At 41.9% G+C, this 20,355-nt stretch carries 19 protein-coding genes and 1 tRNA gene; 16 read left to right on the forward strand and 4 right to left on the reverse strand.

What is annotated here, in order from left to right; genetic code table 11:
• Positions 1-4: 4 nt before the first annotated feature.
• From D2962_RS06575 to D2962_RS06605, 7 genes are all read left to right on the forward strand, one after another.
• Positions 5-2,122, forward strand: coding sequence for a PD-(D/E)XK nuclease family protein (locus D2962_RS06575; protein WP_122014538.1), 2,118 nt, complete (start codon positions 5-7; stop codon positions 2,120-2,122).
• Positions 2,116-3,129 carry a PD-(D/E)XK nuclease family protein gene (locus D2962_RS06580; protein ID WP_162991129.1) on the forward strand — a complete coding sequence of 338 codons (1,014 nt, stop codon included), beginning with the start codon at positions 2,116-2,118 and terminating at the stop codon, positions 3,127-3,129. The genes D2962_RS06575 and D2962_RS06580 overlap by 7 nt, the downstream gene beginning before the upstream one ends.
• A 5-nt stretch (positions 3,130-3,134) precedes the next feature.
• Positions 3,135-6,596 (forward strand): UvrD-helicase domain-containing protein, encoded by a 3,462-nt coding sequence (locus D2962_RS06585; protein WP_122014540.1) that lies wholly within the window; start codon positions 3,135-3,137, stop codon positions 6,594-6,596.
• Between the two features lie 183 nt (positions 6,597-6,779).
• A complete protein-coding gene (locus tag D2962_RS06590; RefSeq protein WP_162991130.1) occupies positions 6,780-7,736 on the forward strand; it encodes an AEC family transporter in 957 nt (318 codons plus the stop codon).
• Between the two features lie 64 nt (positions 7,737-7,800).
• Complete coding sequence (locus tag D2962_RS06595; protein ID WP_122014541.1) at positions 7,801-8,196, forward strand: secondary thiamine-phosphate synthase enzyme YjbQ; 396 nt, start codon at positions 7,801-7,803, stop codon at positions 8,194-8,196.
• A gap of 126 nt (positions 8,197-8,322) precedes the next feature.
• A complete protein-coding gene (locus D2962_RS06600) occupies positions 8,323-9,636 on the forward strand; it encodes a methyl-accepting chemotaxis protein (protein WP_162991131.1) in 1,314 nt (437 codons plus the stop codon).
• Positions 9,637-9,641: 5 nt separating this feature from the next.
• Positions 9,642-9,941: a PDC sensor domain-containing protein gene (locus tag D2962_RS06605; RefSeq protein WP_122014543.1), complete on the forward strand. Its 300-nt coding sequence runs from the start codon at positions 9,642-9,644 to the stop codon at positions 9,939-9,941.
• Positions 9,942-9,973: 32 nt separating this feature from the next.
• On the opposite strand, the gene D2962_RS06610 is transcribed toward D2962_RS06605, so the two are convergent.
• Positions 9,974-10,258: an FmdB family zinc ribbon protein gene (locus D2962_RS06610; protein WP_122014544.1), complete on the reverse strand. Its 285-nt coding sequence runs from the start codon at positions 10,256-10,258 to the stop codon at positions 9,974-9,976.
• Positions 10,259-10,506: 248 nt separating this feature from the next.
• Here D2962_RS06610 and D2962_RS17490 point away from each other — a divergent pair, with 248 nt between their 5' ends.
• The 4 genes from D2962_RS17490 (at position 10,507) to D2962_RS06625 (ending at position 13,876) form a co-directional block, all read left to right on the forward strand.
• Positions 10,507-10,650, forward strand: a complete 144-nt coding sequence (locus D2962_RS17490; RefSeq protein ID WP_162991132.1) for a hypothetical protein — start codon at positions 10,507-10,509, stop codon at positions 10,648-10,650.
• 182 nt (positions 10,651-10,832) lie between these two features.
• Positions 10,833-12,227, forward strand: a complete 1,395-nt coding sequence (gene scfB / locus D2962_RS06615) for a thioether cross-link-forming SCIFF peptide maturase (protein WP_122014545.1) — start codon at positions 10,833-10,835, stop codon at positions 12,225-12,227.
• Between the two features lie 111 nt (positions 12,228-12,338).
• Entirely contained in the window at positions 12,339-13,526 is a 1,188-nt protein-coding gene (locus tag D2962_RS06620; protein ID WP_162991133.1) for an MFS transporter, read from the forward strand.
• Positions 13,527-13,546: 20 nt separating this feature from the next.
• A complete protein-coding gene (locus tag D2962_RS06625) occupies positions 13,547-13,876 on the forward strand; it encodes a DUF1232 domain-containing protein (RefSeq protein WP_120766579.1) in 330 nt (109 codons plus the stop codon).
• 17 nt (positions 13,877-13,893) lie between these two features.
• Here D2962_RS06625 and iadA read toward each other — a convergent pair whose 3' ends face one another.
• Complete coding sequence (gene iadA / locus D2962_RS06630; RefSeq protein ID WP_222927709.1) at positions 13,894-15,093, reverse strand: beta-aspartyl-peptidase; 1,200 nt, start codon at positions 15,091-15,093, stop codon at positions 13,894-13,896.
• A 112-nt stretch (positions 15,094-15,205) separates the two neighbouring features.
• On the opposite strand from iadA, the gene D2962_RS06635 reads away from it, so the two are divergent.
• The 5 genes from D2962_RS06635 to D2962_RS06655 all read left to right on the forward strand — a co-directional run bounded on the left by D2962_RS06635 (position 15,206) and on the right by D2962_RS06655 (position 19,497).
• A complete protein-coding gene (locus D2962_RS06635; protein ID WP_187695380.1) occupies positions 15,206-15,724 on the forward strand; it encodes an ECF transporter S component in 519 nt (172 codons plus the stop codon).
• Positions 15,725-15,935: 211 nt separating this feature from the next.
• Positions 15,936-16,127 carry a Spo0E family sporulation regulatory protein-aspartic acid phosphatase gene (locus tag D2962_RS06640; protein WP_162991134.1) on the forward strand — a complete coding sequence of 64 codons (192 nt, stop codon included), beginning with the start codon at positions 15,936-15,938 and terminating at the stop codon, positions 16,125-16,127.
• A 51-nt stretch (positions 16,128-16,178) separates the two neighbouring features.
• On the forward strand, positions 16,179-16,349 hold the full coding sequence (locus tag D2962_RS06645) for a 4Fe-4S binding protein (protein WP_120766582.1): 171 nt from the start codon (positions 16,179-16,181) through the stop codon (positions 16,347-16,349).
• Between the two features lie 100 nt (positions 16,350-16,449).
• Entirely contained in the window at positions 16,450-17,829 is a 1,380-nt protein-coding gene (locus D2962_RS06650) for an aspartate aminotransferase family protein (RefSeq protein ID WP_122014548.1), read from the forward strand.
• Positions 17,830-17,838: 9 nt separating this feature from the next.
• Positions 17,839-19,497, forward strand: a complete 1,659-nt coding sequence (locus D2962_RS06655) for an ABC1 kinase family protein (RefSeq protein WP_122014549.1) — start codon at positions 17,839-17,841, stop codon at positions 19,495-19,497.
• On the opposite strand, the gene D2962_RS06660 is transcribed toward D2962_RS06655, so the two are convergent.
• Positions 19,475-20,137, reverse strand: a complete 663-nt coding sequence (locus D2962_RS06660) for a hypothetical protein (RefSeq protein WP_120766585.1) — start codon at positions 20,135-20,137, stop codon at positions 19,475-19,477. The two genes, D2962_RS06655 and D2962_RS06660, sit on opposite strands and share 23 nt — an antisense overlap.
• 31 nt (positions 20,138-20,168) lie before the next feature.
• Positions 20,169-20,245, reverse strand: a tRNA-Pro gene (locus D2962_RS06665).
• Between the last annotated feature and the right edge of the window lie 110 nt (positions 20,246-20,355).

The following is a 20,355-nucleotide window of genomic DNA, read 5'->3' on the forward strand; positions in this document are numbered from 1 at the left end:
TTAAATGATAAAGGCGCTCTCTGCAGCTTTTAGTGCAGTGAAAGGAATGGTCGTCATGATGCTGGAAAGATGCATAGATGTCTTGAAAAAGGGAAAGAGAGTCATATACATAGCTCCTTCTCGAGAGCTGGCGGAATACATAAGGCAGGAATTTATGACAGGATTCGGCGGGCTCATAAACACCGATGTCATAGTCATTGATGAGCTGGAGCAAAATTGTGCCAGGGAATTTCTGGGGACGAGGAGAATCTTGCCGGAAGATACCGGTATTATGGTATTAAAGGAAGTGATGAGGAACCTTGACCTAGAGGGGAAGCTTCATTTTTATAGGAAGGTTTATGCAAGATACGGTCTTTTGCAAGGCCTGCTTTCAACCATAAAAAAAATAAAAAGGCAGGCCCTTTCCCCCAAGGAGTTATTAATAAAAGCTCAGGATACTGGTGATAATATCCTGATAAAAAAAGCAGAAAATCTTACAGCCGTATTTGAAGCATATGACCGAAAACTTGAGGAACTCGGTTTTGTTGATATGGAAGATATGGCCCGTATAGCCATAGAAAATTCCGCAAGTTGTACATATCTTGAGGATGTGGAACTCATAGCGGTGGACGGCTATATCAATCTTGACAGGATAGATGTTAAGCTTCTAGAAAGCATTGTACAAAATAGATATATAAAGGTGATAGGTCATGTCCCTATGAACACGCCTTTTATCGACAGTTTCATAGAGGGTGAGATATATAAAGATTTTGCGAAAATAGGAGCGGAAATAGTAAAATATGACTTTTCCCGGGAAGGTTACTTTAAAAAGCTGGCAGCTTGCCTTTTTACCGGTGAAAGGCTAAAGGAGCCGCCTTCCGGTATCAGAGTCTTAAACGCTCCGTGCGTTTCGGATGAAATAAGGCAGGCAGCAAAAATCATCAAGTCTCTTTTATATGAGAAAAAAACTACTTTAGAAAATATAGCGGTGATTACCGGGGATGTCCAGGGTTATCGGGATTATATAGCACAAATCTTTGAAGAGATGAACCTTCCCATGAGCATGGGAAAATATGTAAAACTTGCAGCCGTACCTTTGATAAGGGATCTTTTTCTCTTTTTTTCCAAAGGAGCGGAAGCGGTAAAAGACGGCATTACATTTGAAACACCTTACATGTCGGTGGATGCCTGCAGCGCTGATTCAGTCGGCATAGCACAAATACATGGGAGGATAAATATTACAGATAAGATCACATACTATGTTGAAGAATTGATAAATATAATCGATGGGCTGAGGATCAAACAAAAGCTGAATGAATTGTACAGAAGCGGCAGGATCTCTTCAGATATATATGTAAGGGACTTAAAGGCATATATTTCACTGGTAGATATATTGATTAAGATAAGGCAGGAATATGCGAATTTTGACATTCAAGTCAACTCTGAAGATTTCCTGGAACTTTTCAAGAGACATATACAGGAGGCCACCATCTCCTTGAAAGGAGGGAATCCTGCGGGCATAAAGATTTTAGACCCCGACCTTTTAAAAGGGACCTGTTATGATTACATTTTTTTCCTGGGTCTAAATGAAGGGGTCTTTCCAAAGGCTCCAATAAAGGCAGGAGTGTTTACTTCCAGGGAAAAACAACTTCTTGCAAAGCTTGGAGTAAATCTGGAAAGTCCGGGTTGGGAACATGCCAGAGAAAAGATAAGGTTTATCTTGAGTGTAGCATCGGCTAAAAAAAGCCTTTTTTTAAGTTACAGGACCGCCGATGAGGACGGAAGTTACATTATAAAATCTCCCTTTCTGGAGGAGCTCATTTTTACTGCCGGTATTGATAAAGATTCCTCTGCTATAATGGACAAAAGGAGCATGAGGCAAAGGTTTTCCCCCGATATCGGTGATGCCTGGAGCCTGAATGAGGCCGCTGAAAAATTGATATTGGGAAGATTTGGGCAAATCACCGATACATCAGATAAAACAAGAGCAGAAACGTCAAAGGATAATATTGATAAAGCAGTTTCCAGGATATCGGGAGAGTCCTTTGACAATGCAGCGGCCCAACTTTCTGAAGAAACTCTGCCACCGATTACCGGCCTTTTTGAAAGTCTGAAAGAAAGAGCAGGGTGGCTTCGGTGGTAAAGCGGGCGCATGACATAGAAGAACAAAGGAATTCTCGAAGGTTTACAAATTACGACGGCAGGATCGGCCCCGAAGGGGCCCGTAGGTTCGACGAAGACTATTGTTTTAGCCCCTCCCGGCTCAACAGTTTCATTTATTGCCCCTTCAAGTTTTTTGTGGAGCAGGTGCTCCAGGTCCGGGTAGAAGATGACGAAGATGTGGTGCGCGCAAGAGACAGGGGCAACCTTTACCATGCCATACTGAAAAGATATTATGAAGGCTGCAAAGATGTGCATATCTTCGATGAGGAGAGGTTAAGGGAAAAGGCTGAAGGAGCCTTTAATGAGGCAGGGCTGACCGACGACGACATTGCGACCTTCATGTATAAAGATGAGATACTGGAAGTCTTAAAGAGATTTTTGATAAAGGATGCCGCATATCTTTCAGGTTACAGTGAAGTTACAGGGAAGATGCTGCAGCCACATTTCCTGGAAAAGTCCTTTTTTGATGATGAGATATTTGACGGTTTAAAATTTTACGCCCGGGTGGACAGAGTGGACCTGGAATATGACGGTAACCGCCCCACCGGCAGGTTTATCATTTACGACTATAAGACAAAAAACAGCAAGAACCTGCGAAGATGCCTAGAAGATAGAGATCTTCAGCTCATCATTTATTACCATCTGGTAAAAAAGGCCTTAATAAAGGATTTGGGTTTACCGGACCCCGAGTGCATAGCTCTTTTGTATTATAGTATTGAAGACGCCGGATTTGAGGGCATCATAGTGGATGAAGAAAGAAAAGCCTTGAGCAAGAACAGGGGAAATATGGATACTGTTTCCCGGAGCAATTTCGAGTTTGTGATGGACTATTTCAAAAATCTGGCAGTGCATGTGATTCGGGATATTAAAAAAGGTGATTTCGTGCTGCCTAAAAAGTGCTTTTCATATAACTCCTTTTCGGGGTATAAATGCAAGTATCAAAACGTATGTAGATTTGACGCTACAAGGGTATTGCAAATGAGGTGATTTATGTGGATATAGATAAAACCATGCGGGAATATGATGTAAATGAGGAACAGGCAAAAGCATTGGATGTAGAAAAAAACATAGCCCTTCATGCTGGAGCGGGTTCCGGCAAAACCAGGGTGCTTTCCCGAAGATTTTTAAGGCTGATGCTGGAAAAGGATGCGGATGTGGACAGTATCGTTGCCATCACTTTTACCAACAGGGCAGCTATGGAGATGAAGGAGAGGGTAAGGATATTAGTAAATGAAAAGATTTTAAAAGAAAAGGACCCGCAGCGACTTTGCAGGTTAAACGCTATAAAAGAAGAATTGCAGGCTGCAAACATAAGCACATTTCACAGCTTTTGCGATAAGATTCTAAGGGAGAACTGTTCAATGGCGGGTCTGGATCCCATGTACCGAATCATCGAGGATGTGGATAGGGAAACCTTACTGACAAAAATCATAAGACAACAAATTAATGAAATGATGGCCGACCGAAGTTTCGATGAAGATTTTAAAAAGCTTTTCGGATTGTATGGAACGGACTATTACTACAAAGAAGGCTTACTAAAAGATATAAAATATCTTTACAATAAAATGCGGGAAAAAGCCATGAGTGCGGATGAAGTAAAAGATAGCACCCTGGTCAATATCTCAAGGTTTTATAAGGAAAATGGAGAAGAATGTTTTGAAGAAGTCGACCTGCTGGAAAAGATAGAGATGTTTATCGTTACCATTTTAAAAAAGGTTGATGAAGTTTTTTCAAAATATAAAATGGAAAATAATCTGGTGGATTTTAATGATCTGGAGATATTTACCATAAGGCTGCTGGAAGACGAGAGTCTTCGGGAACACTATCGCCGGCGCTTTAAATATTTTCTGGTGGATGAGTTCCAGGATACCAACTGGGTACAGAGGAAGATACTGTATGCTCTGGTAATGGAAAAAGACGGCGCCATACCTCCCGGCTCCCTGTTTATCGTGGGTGATGTGAAACAGTCTATCTACGGTTTCAGGGGAGCGGATTATGAGGTTTTTAGTTCTGTAACGCAAAAGATAAGTGAAAATGGGGAAAAGCTGGAACTTTCCACGTGTTACAGGAGCCATCCGGATATTGTAAAGACAGTAAACAGCATATTTAAAAACCTGTTTACAAACTTTGTGCCCCTAAAGAATGTTGAAGGCTATCAGGGCCACGCCAGGGTGGAGTATGCCCTGGTAGAAAAGCAAAAAAAGGATAATGATTTGTGGAAAAAGGGTAAGGGCATCCTGAAAAAGGGAAGTCAGGAAGAAGTGAAAGATTTTTTGGATGAGTTTCTGGCTGATGGCAATGATGTACCGGAAGATAATAACCTTAAACAAGAGGCAAAAGATCTTGCTTTAAATATAAAGGCCCTTAGAAACAGCGGATTTGAATATAAGGATATGGCCATTTTGTTCAGAAGCAGGACAAATCTTTCAGGTTTTGAAGAAACTTTAAGGAAGAACGGTATCCCCTACTGTGTGATAGGAGGTATCGGCTTTTTCGAAAAACAGGAAATAGTAGATATGATGAATATCTTAAAATGCGTATATGACCCCGATGACAAAGCGGCCCTGCTGGGGGTTTTAAGGTCGCCTTATATAGGTGTTTCCGACGACTTGCTGCTGGAGATATTTGATAAATTGGATGACGGGGATAAATTAAAGAAAGTATTAGAAAAAAAGGCTTCAGGGGGATTAACCATACAGGAAAGAGGAGAACTTCCGGGATGTTTTGCAAAAACTGAAAGTGAAATTGTAATAAACGCATTAGAACTTTTAAACGAAATGAGGCAGAGGGCGTGTTACTATAATATATCGGATTTTGTCCTTCTTATCATTGAAAAGTTTCATGTAAAAGAGATTCTGTTATCTCTTAGAAACGGTGCCGCCATGTACAGGAATATAGAAAAGTTCATTAATATCGCCCGGGACTTTGACAGCAAAGATATATACTCGCCTAAAGATTTTCTTGACTATGTCCAAAACCTTCAGGAGGTTTCGAACAAAGAAGCCGAAGCCGTATTGGATACTGAAGACAGTAATGCAGTAAAAATAATGACCATCCATGCGGCCAAGGGATTGGAGTTTGAAGCCGTATTTATCCCGGAGATAGGAAGGGCCCTTTTATATAATGCAAAGCGCCATAAACCTTACTTTCAATTTTCCGGTGAATACGGTATCATAGCAAGATTCGATGATAAAATCACCGGAAAAAAGGGTACTGAAAATAAACTATATGATTTTGTTAGAGAAGAAGCCCTTGAAAGAGAGCTGGAGGAATCAAAAAGAATGCTCTATGTGGCCGCCACCAGGGCCAAAAGGTACCTTTGCTTTGTAGGGGAAGATGTGGAGCTAAAAGATGACGATAAACTCGATAGCTTCGTGAAGATGCTGAAGTCGGCGTTAAAAGGTGAAGAAACGATAGTGACCATGAGCGCAGGATTTAGCGAATCAGAAAAGGACAATGACGGTATTGACGGAATCATCGGAAACGCAGACAATTATGTAGATACTTGTATATATGCGGATACTAGAGCTGATGAGGGCAAAGATGTAATTCTTAATGTTGATAGCAGCGCCTATAAATATGTTCGTCCTGATGATGACATTGTAAAGGATATTTTAGAGAAAATCGAGTTTTCCCCGCATTATACCATCAAATCTTCCTTCAGCATCAGCAGATATTTCACTTTTAGAGATTGCCAAAGGAAATTTTTCTACATATACAAAGCCGGTCTTGATAGTTCGCGTTTTGAAAAGGATGTGGAAATGCTCGCTGGTGCCGACGGTCAAGCGTTTATTTCTGCATCGAGCGTTTTTCAGGGGGCGGTAAAGGGAAAGTTGATTCACTCGATCCTTGAGAGAATAAAGGAAAACGGCGGTGATATGAATGAAATAATAAAGCAATATGCAGGTTTGAATGCAGCAGATGAAATTGAGGAAATAAAGAGGTTAATAAAAAACTACAAAATCGCCGAAGCCAAATATGAAAAAATAAACCCTTATAGCAGGATAAAGACTGAAAGAGAAATCCCTTTTGCAGTGCCGCTCTATGAAGGAAAAGCAAAAACCGTTTATGGTGTGATTGATAGACTGGATATATTTGATAATAACGGTTCTCTGGAAGGGTGCCTGATAGACTACAAGACCAATAGGATAAATAGCCCGCAGGATATGGAAAGACTCATAGCCCATTATAGGCCCCAGTTTATTCTATACCATCTTGGGTTTGAAAGGCTATATCCAAGAATCCACGCTGGAATAAAGCTCAAAGGCATGTATATATTTTTCCTTGATGTGGGTGAGGTGGCCCAGGTAAGTTTCAATGCAAAGGAGAGGGAAGAATTTTTATCCAAGCTTGATTCCACCATGGAATTCATCGAAAGCCATGACAGTATGGAAGATTACTGGTGCAGGCCATCCTGTAATCATAAGTGTGAGTTTGCACTATTGTGCGAATAAATTTAAGTAAGCTTTCTATAACAAAAAGGTTTTTATACTAAAAAGGAATATAAAACAAGCAGGATTTTTAAAAATAGCATAGAAAAATACATATGAAGTAAACATATATATTGCGTTGATGTATCTGTTTGGGTCTTAAAAGGAATTGAACATGAAAAGAACCTGGAAAACGAGGAGGATAAAATGGACTTTGTTATGGACCTTTCGTTGCTGTCGAAAATACTTCCGGTAATATTCCTGTTTATCATAGGCCACTGGTTTAACCGCACTGGATTTATAACCCAGAACTCAGTAGGTGAGCTTAAAAAACTGGTTGTAAACGTATTTTTGCCATCGCTTCTTTTTATATCCTTTTCGAAAAGCAACTTCGAGGCCCGGTATCTCATAATAGTTGTCACGGTTTTCATCGCCTGCACCGCCCTGCTCGGCATGGGAATAGTTATTAAGAAGATGTTAAAAATCCAATCTCCGTATTTTCCAACGCTGTTGACGGGATTCGAAGCGGGGATGCTAGGATATTCGCTTTATGCCGGAGTTTTTGGAGCGGAAAATGTGTTTAAATTTGCGGTAATAGATTTGGGTCAGGTGACATTTGTATTTTTCGTACTTGTAAGTCTTCTGGTACAATATAAAGAAGGCAGAAAAAGCGGATTTTCCAGTATGTTTTCTTCATTTGCAAAGAATCCGGTCATTATAGCCATTTTTCTGGGCATTATTATGCAAAAAACCAGATTAATGGGCATACTTCAAAGTATACCGTTTACACAGGCCTTGCTTCAGACTTTAAGCATGCTTTCCAGTCTTACGGTACCTTTGATTTGTCTTGTAATTGGCTACGAAATCAAATTCGAAAAAGGCAGCGTGCAAAAATCAATTCAGGCTATAGGTTTAAGGTATGTTTTGCTGCTCCCGCTGGCAATCTTTATAAATTCTTTCATTATATCGAGTTTATTGGGACTTGATAGGGCTTTTTCCGCGGCGCTTATGACCATGTTTACCTTGCCTCCACCTTTCATCATCCCGCTGTATATTTCAGATGAAAACCTGGAAGAAAAACAGTTTGTGTTCAATACCATATCGCTCAGTACCATCGTGAGTATAATAATGTTCTTAATAGTGATAGGCACCAATACTGGATAGGCAGCCGCCTTATAGAGATGAAAAACCGCCAATCACATAACCGTAAATGGAGGAGATGACAGGAATGAAAACCATTACAATTGAAACTGCTGCAAGAACCGAAATGGTGAATATCACCAGGGAAATAGAAAAAGCGGTTAAGGAATCCGGAGTGCAGGATGGATTATGCTATATTTTTGTGCCACATACCACGGCGGGCATCACTATCAATGAAAATGCCGATGAGGATGTAAAGACCGATATTATTAAAGAGCTCAATAAAATTATCCCATACATGGATGATTACAGACATATCGAAGGCAACTCCGATGCCCATATAAAGGCTTCATTGATGGGAAGTTCGGTGACGGTAGCCGTAGAGAGAGGCCATCTGGTACTCGGCACATGGCAGGGCATATATTTTTGTGAATTTGATGGGCCGAGGAAAAGAAGAGTTTACATAAAAACGTTATGCTCATAGCAGCTTCAGCAGTAAAAAGTGCGATGAGAGAGTTTGTTTTAAAACAATTCGGGCAAAATATTCTAAATTTACTAGCAGGATTTTTGCAAAATTTGTCTAATTTATACGAAAAGGAGGGGAATGATTTTGAAAAATATTCTAATAAAATTCAGAATTAATACTTTACTTATTATTTTATTTTCTTTTGCAGCTTTTTTTGCAGGGAAAGTTTCAGGATTACCGGGGTATGTTTTTGAAGTTGTTATATGCCTGGGACTTGGGTCAGCGCTGTTTTTACTGTATTTACTGACAGGGTGTATTGTGCAGTTCGATTCATACATAAGGAAATCAATGGCATCTGCTTCCGAAGATGGTGCAACAGGTAAGAGAGGTTTGTTTATATTTGAAGAACTGGCTCAAACCATAAAAGAATTCATAGACAGGGTTAAAGGGATTAAGCGCGAATTGAAAATAGTGTCCGAGGAGGCTGTATACTTATCCGAACAACTTTCCCGAAGTGTAAAGGATGCGGACAGCTCATACAACCAGATAGTGGAATCCATACAGAATGTGGCTGGAGGGGCAGAGCATCAGGCAACGCTTTCCGTAGAGTCAAAAGAGCGGCTATCGGATTTGCTGGACAAATCCAACAGTACTCTTGCCAGAGCCCAGAGAACTGGTAAGGGATTCAAGGCTTTGCTGGATGTTTTGAATAATTCTTCCGATACGGTAAAACTTCTTATGGAAAACATCACAGCAAGCAGCAGGCAAAGTGAAGCCTTTGCCAGGGATATGGGTGAACTTACGGAAAAGAGCAGGAAGATAAGTGATATAACAGTCTCTGTGGAGAATGTGGCAGAACAGACTAATTTGCTGGCTTTAAACGCCGCCATTGAAGCGGCCCGGGCGGGAGAACACGGCCGGGGGTTTGCGGTGGTGGCGCAGGAAATAAGAAAACTGGCGGAAGAATCCAAGGTCCTGGCAAAAAACATCGGGGAAATTCTCGGGGAAATGGTGGATGGAGTAAATAAAAACCTTGAAAATACCGAGAAAAATTTAGAACGGTCGAAGAAAGATGTAGCCCAGGCCCAGCAGACCAGGGTTGCCCTTGAAAATGTTTTTAATACTGCCTATGAACTGGAAAAGGAAATAGCAGAAATAGAGAAAAATGCATCCGGACAGGCTCAAGAAGTAACAAAGATTGTGGATTCCTTCAATGATATTGTTAGAGTGACCGAGGAAACCTCGGCAGCCTCCCAGGAAGTTGCGGCAGCCAGCGAGCAGCAGAAAGCCACTCTGGAAGAACTTTCGCGCATGGCAGCATATCTCAAAGACACCCAGGCCAGATTGAACGAAATAATCAGGAGTTTCGGAAACGATATGGTCCTGGCGGAAGACAAGCAAAAAGCGGTAGAAAACCTTCTGGATGTTTTACGGAAAACGGCAGCGTCAAAGAAATAAGGATAATGGACAGGAATGAACACAGGAAGGCATTTGAGCATCTTCAGGCGGACCATCCTGAGTTTCAGATCCTTTATTCTGCTGCCAAAGGCAAGTTGTTTTATATAACCCGGCAGGTGGATATTGAGGATATTTCATTCAGGCCGTGGTATAGCGAAGCCATTAAAGGCAAATGTTATATTTCGGAGCCATATATACCGGTGGGGACCGATGATACCTGTATTACCCTTTCGGTTCCCATATTAAACGAGAACAAGGAAACGATAGGAGTTTTGGCTTCGGATATAAAAGTAAGAGACATTTAAATTATGTAAAAAGGCGCAAAATGCGCCTTTTTTTATCCTGCTTTCTTTTCGGTCTTCGTATCGGCTGAAGTGCTTGAACTTTCGGCCTTTCCGGCTTTTTCACCGATGTTTTCCACTGTTGAATGTTTTTTCTCATCTTTGTGGACATAATCCGTGATATGGAATCCCGAGCCTTTGAAGACCAGGCCCACATTGGGGCTGATAAGCCTCCTTACAGGGCTACCGCAGGTAGGACATTTTTGTAAGGGGGCATCTTTTATGGATTGTTCTTTTTCAAAGTCACCGCATTTTTCGCATCTGTATTCATAAGTCGGCATGATCATCCCTCCGTTTTCCATGATGTTACAAAATGAATTACAAAATTTTATACAACTTTTTATATACAACTTTTTCCCCTTTTTGTCAAGGACTTGACCGGGTGCCCCGATACCTGGATTTAATTATTTAAAAAATTTTTATATACAAAAGATATAGACTGGACCATTCCCTCAAAAGGAACCTGCCCCTGGCCATCGGCAGCATTTTTACTATTATCCCCGTGCTGGGATGGGCTCTGGAAGGACTAGTGGGAGCAGTGATAGGCATTATCGAGTGTGTCTTAGTAATCATCTATAAAGACGGCAGGAGGATGGGAGACCGCTGGGCGAACACTCAGGTAATAAGTTCCGAAGCAAAGGAAGTAGGTAAAAAACCGGAACTCCTGGAATAAAAAAGGCGCAAGATGCGCCTTTTTTTAGTAGAACTTTTTCATTTATCTAGGAAGCTGCTGAGATCCTGGCCTTGAGCGAACACCAGGCCGTCTTCTCTTCAAACTGCTTGTCGAGTAGTATATTTATAAATAGTGACATTTATGATAAAATAGTTCTAGCGTTAATATGGGAGAGGGTAATTTTGACAGGACAGATACATAAGTTTAAAGTTTTTGACAAAAACATTGTTTTGGATGTCAACAGCGGGTCGGTATTAGAAGTAGATGACCTGGTCTACGATGTTTTGGACTATTATGAAAAACTTGGCGCAGATGATATTATAAAACAACTTGAAGGTAAGTATGAAAAGGCCGAAATTCTTGAAGCACTGTCGGAAATAGAAGAAATCAAGGGCGGACATATGATATATACCGAAGCGGACTTTTTTTCTGCCATAAAACAGATTAAAGGCAGACAGTATGTCAAGGCACTGTGTCTAAACGTAGCCCACGACTGCAATCTCCGGTGCAAGTACTGTTTTGCGGCCAAGGGGGATTATCACGGCAGGAGAGAGTTGATGTCAAAAGATGTGGGCAGGAATGCTGTGGATTTCCTGGTGGAGCATTCGGGAAATATCAATAACCTGGAGATAGATTTTTTTGGCGGGGAACCGCTAATGGCGCTGGATACGGTAAAAGAAGTGGTTTCATATGCCAGAAATATTGAAGAAAAATCCGGTAAAAAATTTCATTTTACCATTACCACCAACGCCGTTCTTTTAAATGACGAAACGATAGATTATCTTCACGAAAATATGGACAATATTGTACTCAGCCTCGACGGACGAAAAGAGGTCAACGATCGTATAAGAGTCAGGGCCGATGGCTCTGGGTCTTACGATAAGATTGCTGCCAATATTAAAAAAATGGTGACATTGAGAGAGAAAGAGCATAAAGATTACTATGTGAGGGGCACTTTTACCAACAAAAACCTGGATTTTGCCGAAGATGTATTTCACATGGCAGATTTGGGCTTCAGGGAAATCTCCGTGGAGCCGGTGGTGGGCAAGGAAGGAGATTTGCTGCTGGCTGACGGTGATGAACAGGTTATATACCATCAGTATGAAAAAATTGCACGCGAATATTTGCGGAGGAGAAATTCCGGCAAAAATCCATTCAGATTCTATCACTTCAATGTGAACATATATCACGGTCCTTGCATATATAAGAGACTTGCGGCCTGCGGCGCCGGCAGGGAATACCTGGCGGTAACTCCGAGCGGAGACATATATCCATGCCATCAATTTGTGGGCCTTGATGAGTTTGTCATGGGAAATGTGTTTGAAAAAAAATTAAATGAAAATATAATAAAACGTTTTAAAGAAACTCATGTGTTTTCGAAACCTGAATGCTCCGGGTGCTGGGCCAGGTTCTACTGCAGCGGAGGGTGCAATGCCAACAATTATCAGATAAACGGAGATATGAACATACCCTATGACATGACATGCAAGCTGCAGAAAAAGAGGATAGAAATCGCAATTTATCTTGGTATAGCAGGCACTAAAAGAGATATGAAACAGGTCAATACCCTTTGCTAAAAAAAGGCGGATTTTATCACTGCCATTGGAGAATCGGCGGGCTCTTGTTGTAATTTAATGGGCATGATGTTATGCTTTATATGACTCGAACATATTATGTGTGGAGGAAATATGAATAATTTTATATTACCGCTTGTTTTGATTTCACTGGGCCATTTTTTTATTGATTTTTATGGGAATATTTTACCCGGTTTGATGCCTGCCATAACAAAAAACCTGGGTTTATCCATGACTTTATCGGGACTGCTGTTTACTATGCTTTCCATCACTTCTTCCTGGTTACAGCCATTCTTCGGATACCTGGGGGGCAGATTTAGAGCCCCGTTGGTTCTGGCGATTTCGGTAATGATTTCCGCTGTTTTCATGGCCATGGTTGGGGTGGCAAACAGCTATATATTCCTGCTGGTGATGGTAACACTCGCAGGTATTGGCTCTTCACTATATCATCCCATAGGTTCTGTTTCCATTGCTACCCTGTCTACAAAAAACCAGGGTTTCATCATGGCTTTATATATTACAGCCGGCACTGTGGGTATGACCCTGGCTCCCATTTCAGCTACCCTTTCCAAGAACGCGTTTGGGTTTAAAGGACTTCTTCTTCTTGGATTGCCTGGTATAACTGCGGGCATAATAATGTTGATTTATAAAAATCAATTGAGCAGTCCCGGCAGTCTAAAGATAAGTCCCGATCGGCGCTCAAGCTTATTCCACACCCATTTTAAATATCTGGTACTGATGGTAATAGTGGTAGGGTTCAGGACGTGGGTATTAAGCACTTTTACCATATATACTACCATGTTCTATGTTTCGAGAGGGCTCTCAGAAGCGGCAAGCTCGGGGATCCTTTCGCTTTTTCTATTATTTCAGAGCATAGGTGGTATAGCCGGAGGCTTTGTTTCCGACCGGATTGGAGTTAAAAAGACCCTTATATATTCAGCGCTTGTTTCCATTATATGTCTGGTAGTATTCTTCAATATCCAGGGTCCGGTTTCCATCGCCTGTTTACTATTGAGCGGAGCTTTGATTCAATCGGCATTTCCAGGGTCGGTGGTCCTTGCCCAGAGGTTGTACCCGCAAAATCCGAGCATTGCCACAGGTTTTATGCAGGGCTTTACCTTTGGCATGGGAGGACTCGGGGGACTATTCACGGGAGTTCTTTCCGATGCCCTGGGCGGGAATCTGTTTATTGCCATGATGAGTACCATTGCCTTTCTGGGGGTTTCCCTGGCGGGCAGCCTGATGGTTCCGATGACCGGTGAAAATCAAACAAAAGGTATTGAAGAAATTGGTGTAAATTAATTTTATCAAGGGGTGTTTACATGAGCGGTGTTAAGTCTTTGGGTTTATTAAGGGAAGCTTGGGTTGCTTTGAAGTATATGCTAGACCCTGCGATACCCTTAAATCAGAAAATATGGGTTATTGTTTCACTGCTTTATCTCGTTTCTCCGGTGGATTTTATGCCCGACCCCATTTTTGGAATAGGGATTATAGATGACATAGTAGTTATATTGTTGATGCTTTCTTTCATGGCCGGCAGGCTAAAGAAATATGATGAAAACAAAAACGATTCCCGTCGTGGGCAAAAACAAAGGGAGGCCCAGGACGCCATCGACGTGGAGTATGAAGTGATTGATGATGATAAAAAATAAAATCGAGGCTGCGCAAATCAAAGTTTTGCGAAGCCGCCTCTTTTTTCAAAAGTCCCGAAAACCTTCGGGACTTTATTTTCCACCATTATCCTTCCTTTACATATAACGGTATGAATATCAAGGTCTTGCGTTAGCAGCACCATATCCGCATCCAGGCCTTCCTTTATTTCACCTTTATGGTCCGATAACTTTAAAGCACCGGCTACATTGCGGGTGATGGGACATAGGGCCTTTTCCAGGTCAAGCCCTTCCTGTTTTACAAGGTCCATGGTTTCCTGCCACAAAGTTTTTACAGAACCTATTCCCAGTCCGACTAATTTACCGTTTTGGTTAAATATGGGTGAACTGCCGTTACCGTCAGAGCTCAGGGTTATCTGTGAAAGGGGGACACCTTCATCCAGGAGGGTTTTTATGGCTTTGCTGGGCTTTATAGGATTTTTATCCTGTTCATAAGGGAATATCCCACTGGTTATATCTATGAACCCCCCCATTTTACCAAATTTTATTGCATCTTCAAAAAGATACGGATTGCGGTTGAGATGTGTGGGTATCACTTGAGTGATAGGGATTTCGATGGTTTTGAACAGATTGAATAAAGGCTCCATTTTTGTGCGGTCGTCGCCGAAGTGTACATGCACCACACCTGCCTTGCCGCTGATAATTCCACCTACCCGGGCTTCAGAAATGAGCCTCGCTAATTCCCGCTCACTGGGATGGGAAGAACGGTGGTCTGATACGGCAATTTCCCCCACACCAATGATTTTATCGATTAAAACGATATCTGATCTGGCACTACCGGTTATGGTCCTGGTAGGGACTTCATAAGCTCCTGTATAGATCAGGGCAGAAATCCCTTCGGCCTCCAGACCTCTGGCTTTTGCCAGTAGCTCGGGGATGGAACGTGTAGTGCCGTCGGTACCCAGTAAACCTATGACACAGGTTATACCCGCCGTGGTAAGGTGGCTTAGTTGAATTTCAGGGGTTCTATTTTGAAAGCCTCCCTCACCGCCACCGCCTGTGATATGGACATGGCCGTCGATAAAACCCGGCGCACAAATTGAACCGTCGGCATCTATTATCGTGACATCGCCGAAATCTCCGGGGATATGGATTTCCCCGGCAATCTTTAAAATTTTGCCACCGCCAATAAAAATATCTTTTTTGCCCAGGTGTTCGGGGCTGTAAACATCCGCCTGCCTTATCAGTGTCATCATCATGCTCATCCTTTTGCCGTATTTTTGATATGAAGGTAAAATTTGTTGATTTTAACCAGGTTAAAGGCTATAATTATATATAGCATATATAGCTTAAATCATAGGGGGTATAAAATTGAGCGGTAAGATTAAGTTTATTACCAGAACCGCCATACTATTAGCATTGACCGTGGCCTTTCAGAGCCTGAAACTCGGCCAGTTCTTTACGGGACCGCTAGTAAATGCGGTCCTATTTATCTCAGCATGCGCCGTGGGATGGCCGGCCGGTGTTGTCATCGGTGCCGTCACACCGTGGATCGCGCTTCTTGTTGGCATTTTAAAACCTGTACTGGCACCGGCAGTACCATTTATAATGCTCGGAAACGCCGTGCTGGTAGTAGTATTTTCATTTTTAAAACCTTTTAATTCATATGTGGCAGTTCTGGCATCATCTATTTCCAAATTTGGAGTTTTATACCTGGCTACAAGGTTCCTGCTTGATTTAAATCCCAGGATTTCTTCTGCACTGCAGTTTCCACAGCTTATAACGGCATTTGCAGGCGGTGTTCTGGCTCTAATTGTGATTTCCGCCCTGAATTCTTTTGGCGTTGCCCCAAAACTTGGTAAGATAACTAGAAAAATACAAAAACTGTAAAATGAATGACAGACTATGACAGAATATGACAATTTTTTCAAAAAATGTTTAATAATAGATATATAATGAGAAATTTCAGCGGAAAATACAGGACAATGGAATTTTATGGCTATAATGGGATAAACCGGTCGTGAGTTAATTTGAATATACTTATTTACTGTGATAGAATCACTTCGTGTTGTTAATTTATGAATTAGGAGAGATGACCCATATGACACGAAGTTTATCCCATGAGATTAATAAGCTGAAGATAGAGCTTTATGAAACTCTAGACCTTGAAAAGACCCTTAACGGCCATAGAGCATATCTTTTGAGCCTCAAACTGGACAAACTCATATATGAATATTATACTGGTTTGAGTAAAAGAGTACAGAAAAATGTAGAAGCAAATATGAATTATTAACCCTCTCTTTTGGAAAACTAAACAGAGCATTTTAATTTGGAGGGTTTTAAAATGGCATATGTAATAAACAATGAATGTATAGCCTGTGGTTCCTGCGAGCCCGAATGTCCAACCGATGCTATTAGTGAGGGCAAGATTTACAAGATAGATCCTGAAAAATGTATAGAGTGCGGCGCTTGTGCCGATGTATGTCCGGTAACTGCCATTTCGCCTGAAGAATAAAATCCTTGTAAAAACAAGGATTTTTTAATTTAAAACATTTTTGACAGGCAATGTTAACTCATATATAATTTTTATTAGAAAAATAAGAGGGGTGTCTTGGATGCTTTATCAAATCGATGATGTGGAAAAACTTTCCCGCAGTGAAATAAGGAAATTATATTCGGAATATGTCAACCCGGGGCTTGCTTCCATGCTCAGCCTTTTAAATTTTGACAAAAATTTTGTCAGGGCTGAAGGCTGTTATGTATGGGACAGCGATGGCAATAAGTACATAGATTTTCTGGGGGCATACGGCGCTTTGAACCTTGGCCACAACCCGCCCGAGATTCGTGAGGCGCTGTCTAAAGTCAGCTCCAGGCCAAATTTGCTTCAGGCTTCCCTGAGTACATATGCTGCCGTTCTGGGTCATAACCTTTCTGAAGTAGCTCCTTCAGGCTTAAAAAATAGCTTTTTTTGCAACAGCGGCACTGAAGCCGTGGAGGGTGCGTTGAAAACAGCCCGGGCAGCTACCGGGAAGTTTAAAATCATATCCTGCGAAGGTTCCTTTCATGGAAAGACCATGGGGGCCCTTTCTGCTACCGGCAGGAAGAAATATCAGATACCCTTTTCACCCCTTGTTCCGGGATTTGAAACGGTGGAGTATGGCTGCCTCGATACTCTGGAGGAAAAATTAAAAGCAAAAGATGTGGCGGCATTCATAGTGGAACCCATCCAGGGGGAAGGTGGGATAATCGTACCACCGGAAGGCTACTTAAAAGGTGCCCGGAAACTCTGCAGTCAATATGGAGCCCTGCTTATAGTGGATGAAATCCAGACCGGTCTTGGCCGCACTGGCAGGATGTTTGCCTGTGAAGAGGAAGGGGTAACTCCTGATATAATGTGCGTGGCCAAGTCTATTGGCGGTGGGATCATGCCCATAGGGGCCTTTATAACCACTTCGGAAGTATGGGAAAAAGCCTTCGGCGGCATGGAAAAATGCCTTCTGCATACTTCCACCTTTGGCGGCAACACCATGGCATGCGCCGCAGGTATAGCCTCGATAAATGCCATTGTGGAAAACAAACTGCCCGAACGCGCTCGGGAAATGGGAGAATATATGCTAAATGGCCTGAAAGCTTTAAAAGATCGCTACAACATGATAAAAGATGTCCGGGGCCGGGGCCTCATGGTAGGAATTGAATTCGAGACAGAGGAAAGAGGTTTGTTAAATAGGATTACGGGTGGTGCTGTGAACAAATTTTATCAGGAGTTCGCAGGAGCCATGGTGGCTGGAGAACTTCTAAACGGCCACCGGATTATTACTGCTTATACCCTGAATAACCCCAATGTAATAAGGATGGAACCGCCCCTTATTATCACGAAACAGGATATTGACCAGATGTTGAATGCGCTGGAGGATATATTTACCAAAAACCGAGGTCTTTTAAAACTTACCTTCAGCACCGTTAAAACAGCAGCAGGTTCACTTTTTTCAAGATAGGTGAAAAGTATGTCATTTTATACGCGGTATAGAAATATTCGACGGGCTCGGGAAATTGCCAATGTTTTCATCAAGCATGGGCTTGGCTATTTGATAGATCATGTCGGGCTTTTCGAATATCTACCGCTTAAAAAAAGAGGAAAGGCAGTAGACTCCAGTAAAATTCCCGCTCCAGTAAGAATAAGGCAGGTGCTGGAAGAATTGGGACCTACCTTTATAAAACTGGGGCAAATGCTGAGCACTCGCAAGGATATAATTCCCGGAGATATTTTAAGAGAATTGGAAAAATTGCAGGATGAAGTAAAGCCTTTCAGCAGTCAGGAAGCCAGGAGCATTGTGTCAGAAGAACTATCAAGTCCTGTGGAGGAGGTTTTCAGCAATTTTTCCGCAGAACCTATAGCTTCAGCGTCCATAGGGCAGGTCTATAAAGCCAGGCTCACCACCGGCGAAGATGTGATAGTAAAGGTAAAAAGGCCTAATATAGAAAGGGTCGTGTCCGAAGACCTGGAGATACTTTTTGATCTGGCGGGATTTCTTGAGCATCGCTTCGAGTGGGCAAGGATGTATGGTCTTGTAGATTTAGTTGAAGAATTTTCCGATTCCTTGAAAAAGGAAATGGATTTTGCTCGGGAAGGCAGAAATGCCGAACGTTTCAAGAAAAATTTTGAGAGTTCCGTAGAGGTATACATACCTGAAGTTTTTTGGAAATTTACTACCTCCCGGGTACTGACTCAGGAGTATCTTGAAGGAATAAAGGTGTCGGAAGTCGAAGCCTTGAAAGAAGCTCACATAAATACTGAAAAAGTGGCCAGAAATCTTGCAGGATGCTATCTCAAACAGATAGCAAAGTTCGGGTTTTTTCACGCAGATCCGCATCCCGGCAATATAGTAATCTTAAATGACGGCAGAATCGGGCTTCTGGATTTTGGAATGGTGGGCACCCTAAGGGAAGAAATGAAACAGATGGGCACCAGGTTGATGGTTGCAGTAGCTAAAAAAGACTCGGATAGAATCAGCGAAGTGCTGCTGGATATGGGCATTGCCCAAAAGAAGGTAAACCGGGAAGAATTGAAAAATGATATCGAACATCTCATGTCAAAATACTATGATGTACCTTTTGATGAGATAAGTATAGGTGAAGTAATGACAGAGATGCTGGAAATGGCCCGGAAGTATCAGATAAAAGTGCCGTCAGAGCTGGCCTTGCTGGCAAAAACCTTTATAACATTGGAAGGCATACTGGCAACCCTGGCCCCTGAAATGAGCATTATTGAGATGGCCGAACCCTATGTTAAAGAAGTTATAAGGCAGACCTATTCTATAAAGGGAATTACCGCGGGGCTTTATAATTCTATCAATAAAATAAAGGACTACGGATGGGGTTTGCCGCGGCATTCTTTAAAAATACTGGAAATGATTGAGCGCGGAGAGATAGAGCTTGTTTTAAAGCACGAAAAGCTTGACCGGCTGATAAGCCGCCTGGATATCATAAGCAACCGCCTATCTTTCAGCATAATCGTGGCAAGCCTCATCATGGGGTCATCCTTGATGGCTGACCAGAGCCGCAGGATTTTCATGAAAGTGCCAGTGGCGGAACTGGGTTTCGTTATTGCTGGTTTTATGGGTTTCTGGCTATTGATTTCCATCATGAGGTCGGGCAGGTTTTAGATAAACAGTCTTCATGCAGATACAGTATGTTTTGCTTGTTGCTGAAAAACTTCAGGATTTTAACAGGACTTTTAGTCCTGATTTTTTTGCCGCATTTTAAGCAAAAATAACCGGGTGTGTCCATAAAACCGAAATATGTCTCTACCGGTAAATTACCGTACTTTTTCCAGCTTTTCCAACCGGTTTTACAAAGCTGCTTCCTGTTTTCATAATCCGCATACACCCATCGGAGCAGTTTATGAAAATGGAAGGGATATTTTGTATATAATACATAGTTTCTGGGAAGGCCCAGGGATACCGAATAATCGGCAAAGGCTCTTTCTACTTTTTCCTGAAGCGTCCCCTGTATTTTGACATTTTTCCAGATGTAATTATTCTGTCTGAAGTAATCTCTGAGGGCGTCAAAGATATAACCCTGGCATATCTCTATGGATTCATCTCCGGAAATGGAAAACTGTTCAAAAAAATTTAATACTATATTAATAACATGCTGCTGATACAGCTTCTTTTTGAAATTTTCCGGAGTATAAAACTCCAGGGGAATAAAATCAAATTTAAATACATTTTTTTTATCGTAATAAAGCCCTATGCATGTGCCGCCGATAAGACTTCCGCTACCGGCGTCATCTATCTGTATCAATCAAATCAGCGTCCTTTAATAGCAAAAAAAATGGTCGGGGCGGCGGGATTTGAACCCACGACCTTTCGGACCCGAACCGAACGCGCTACCAAACTGCGCTACGCCCCGACGAATGATATTATACTATAAATCCCCTGTTTTTTCAAATGCTTTTTTTAAAAATTTGTTCCACGCATACTGATTTTCTTCCGGGGAAATATAAAACATAGGGCTACAAG

Origin of the sequence: Biomaibacter acetigenes, from assembly GCF_003691585.1 — a bacterium.
Taxonomy (GTDB): Bacteria; Bacillota; Thermosediminibacteria; order Thermosediminibacterales; family Tepidanaerobacteraceae; genus Biomaibacter; species Biomaibacter acetigenes.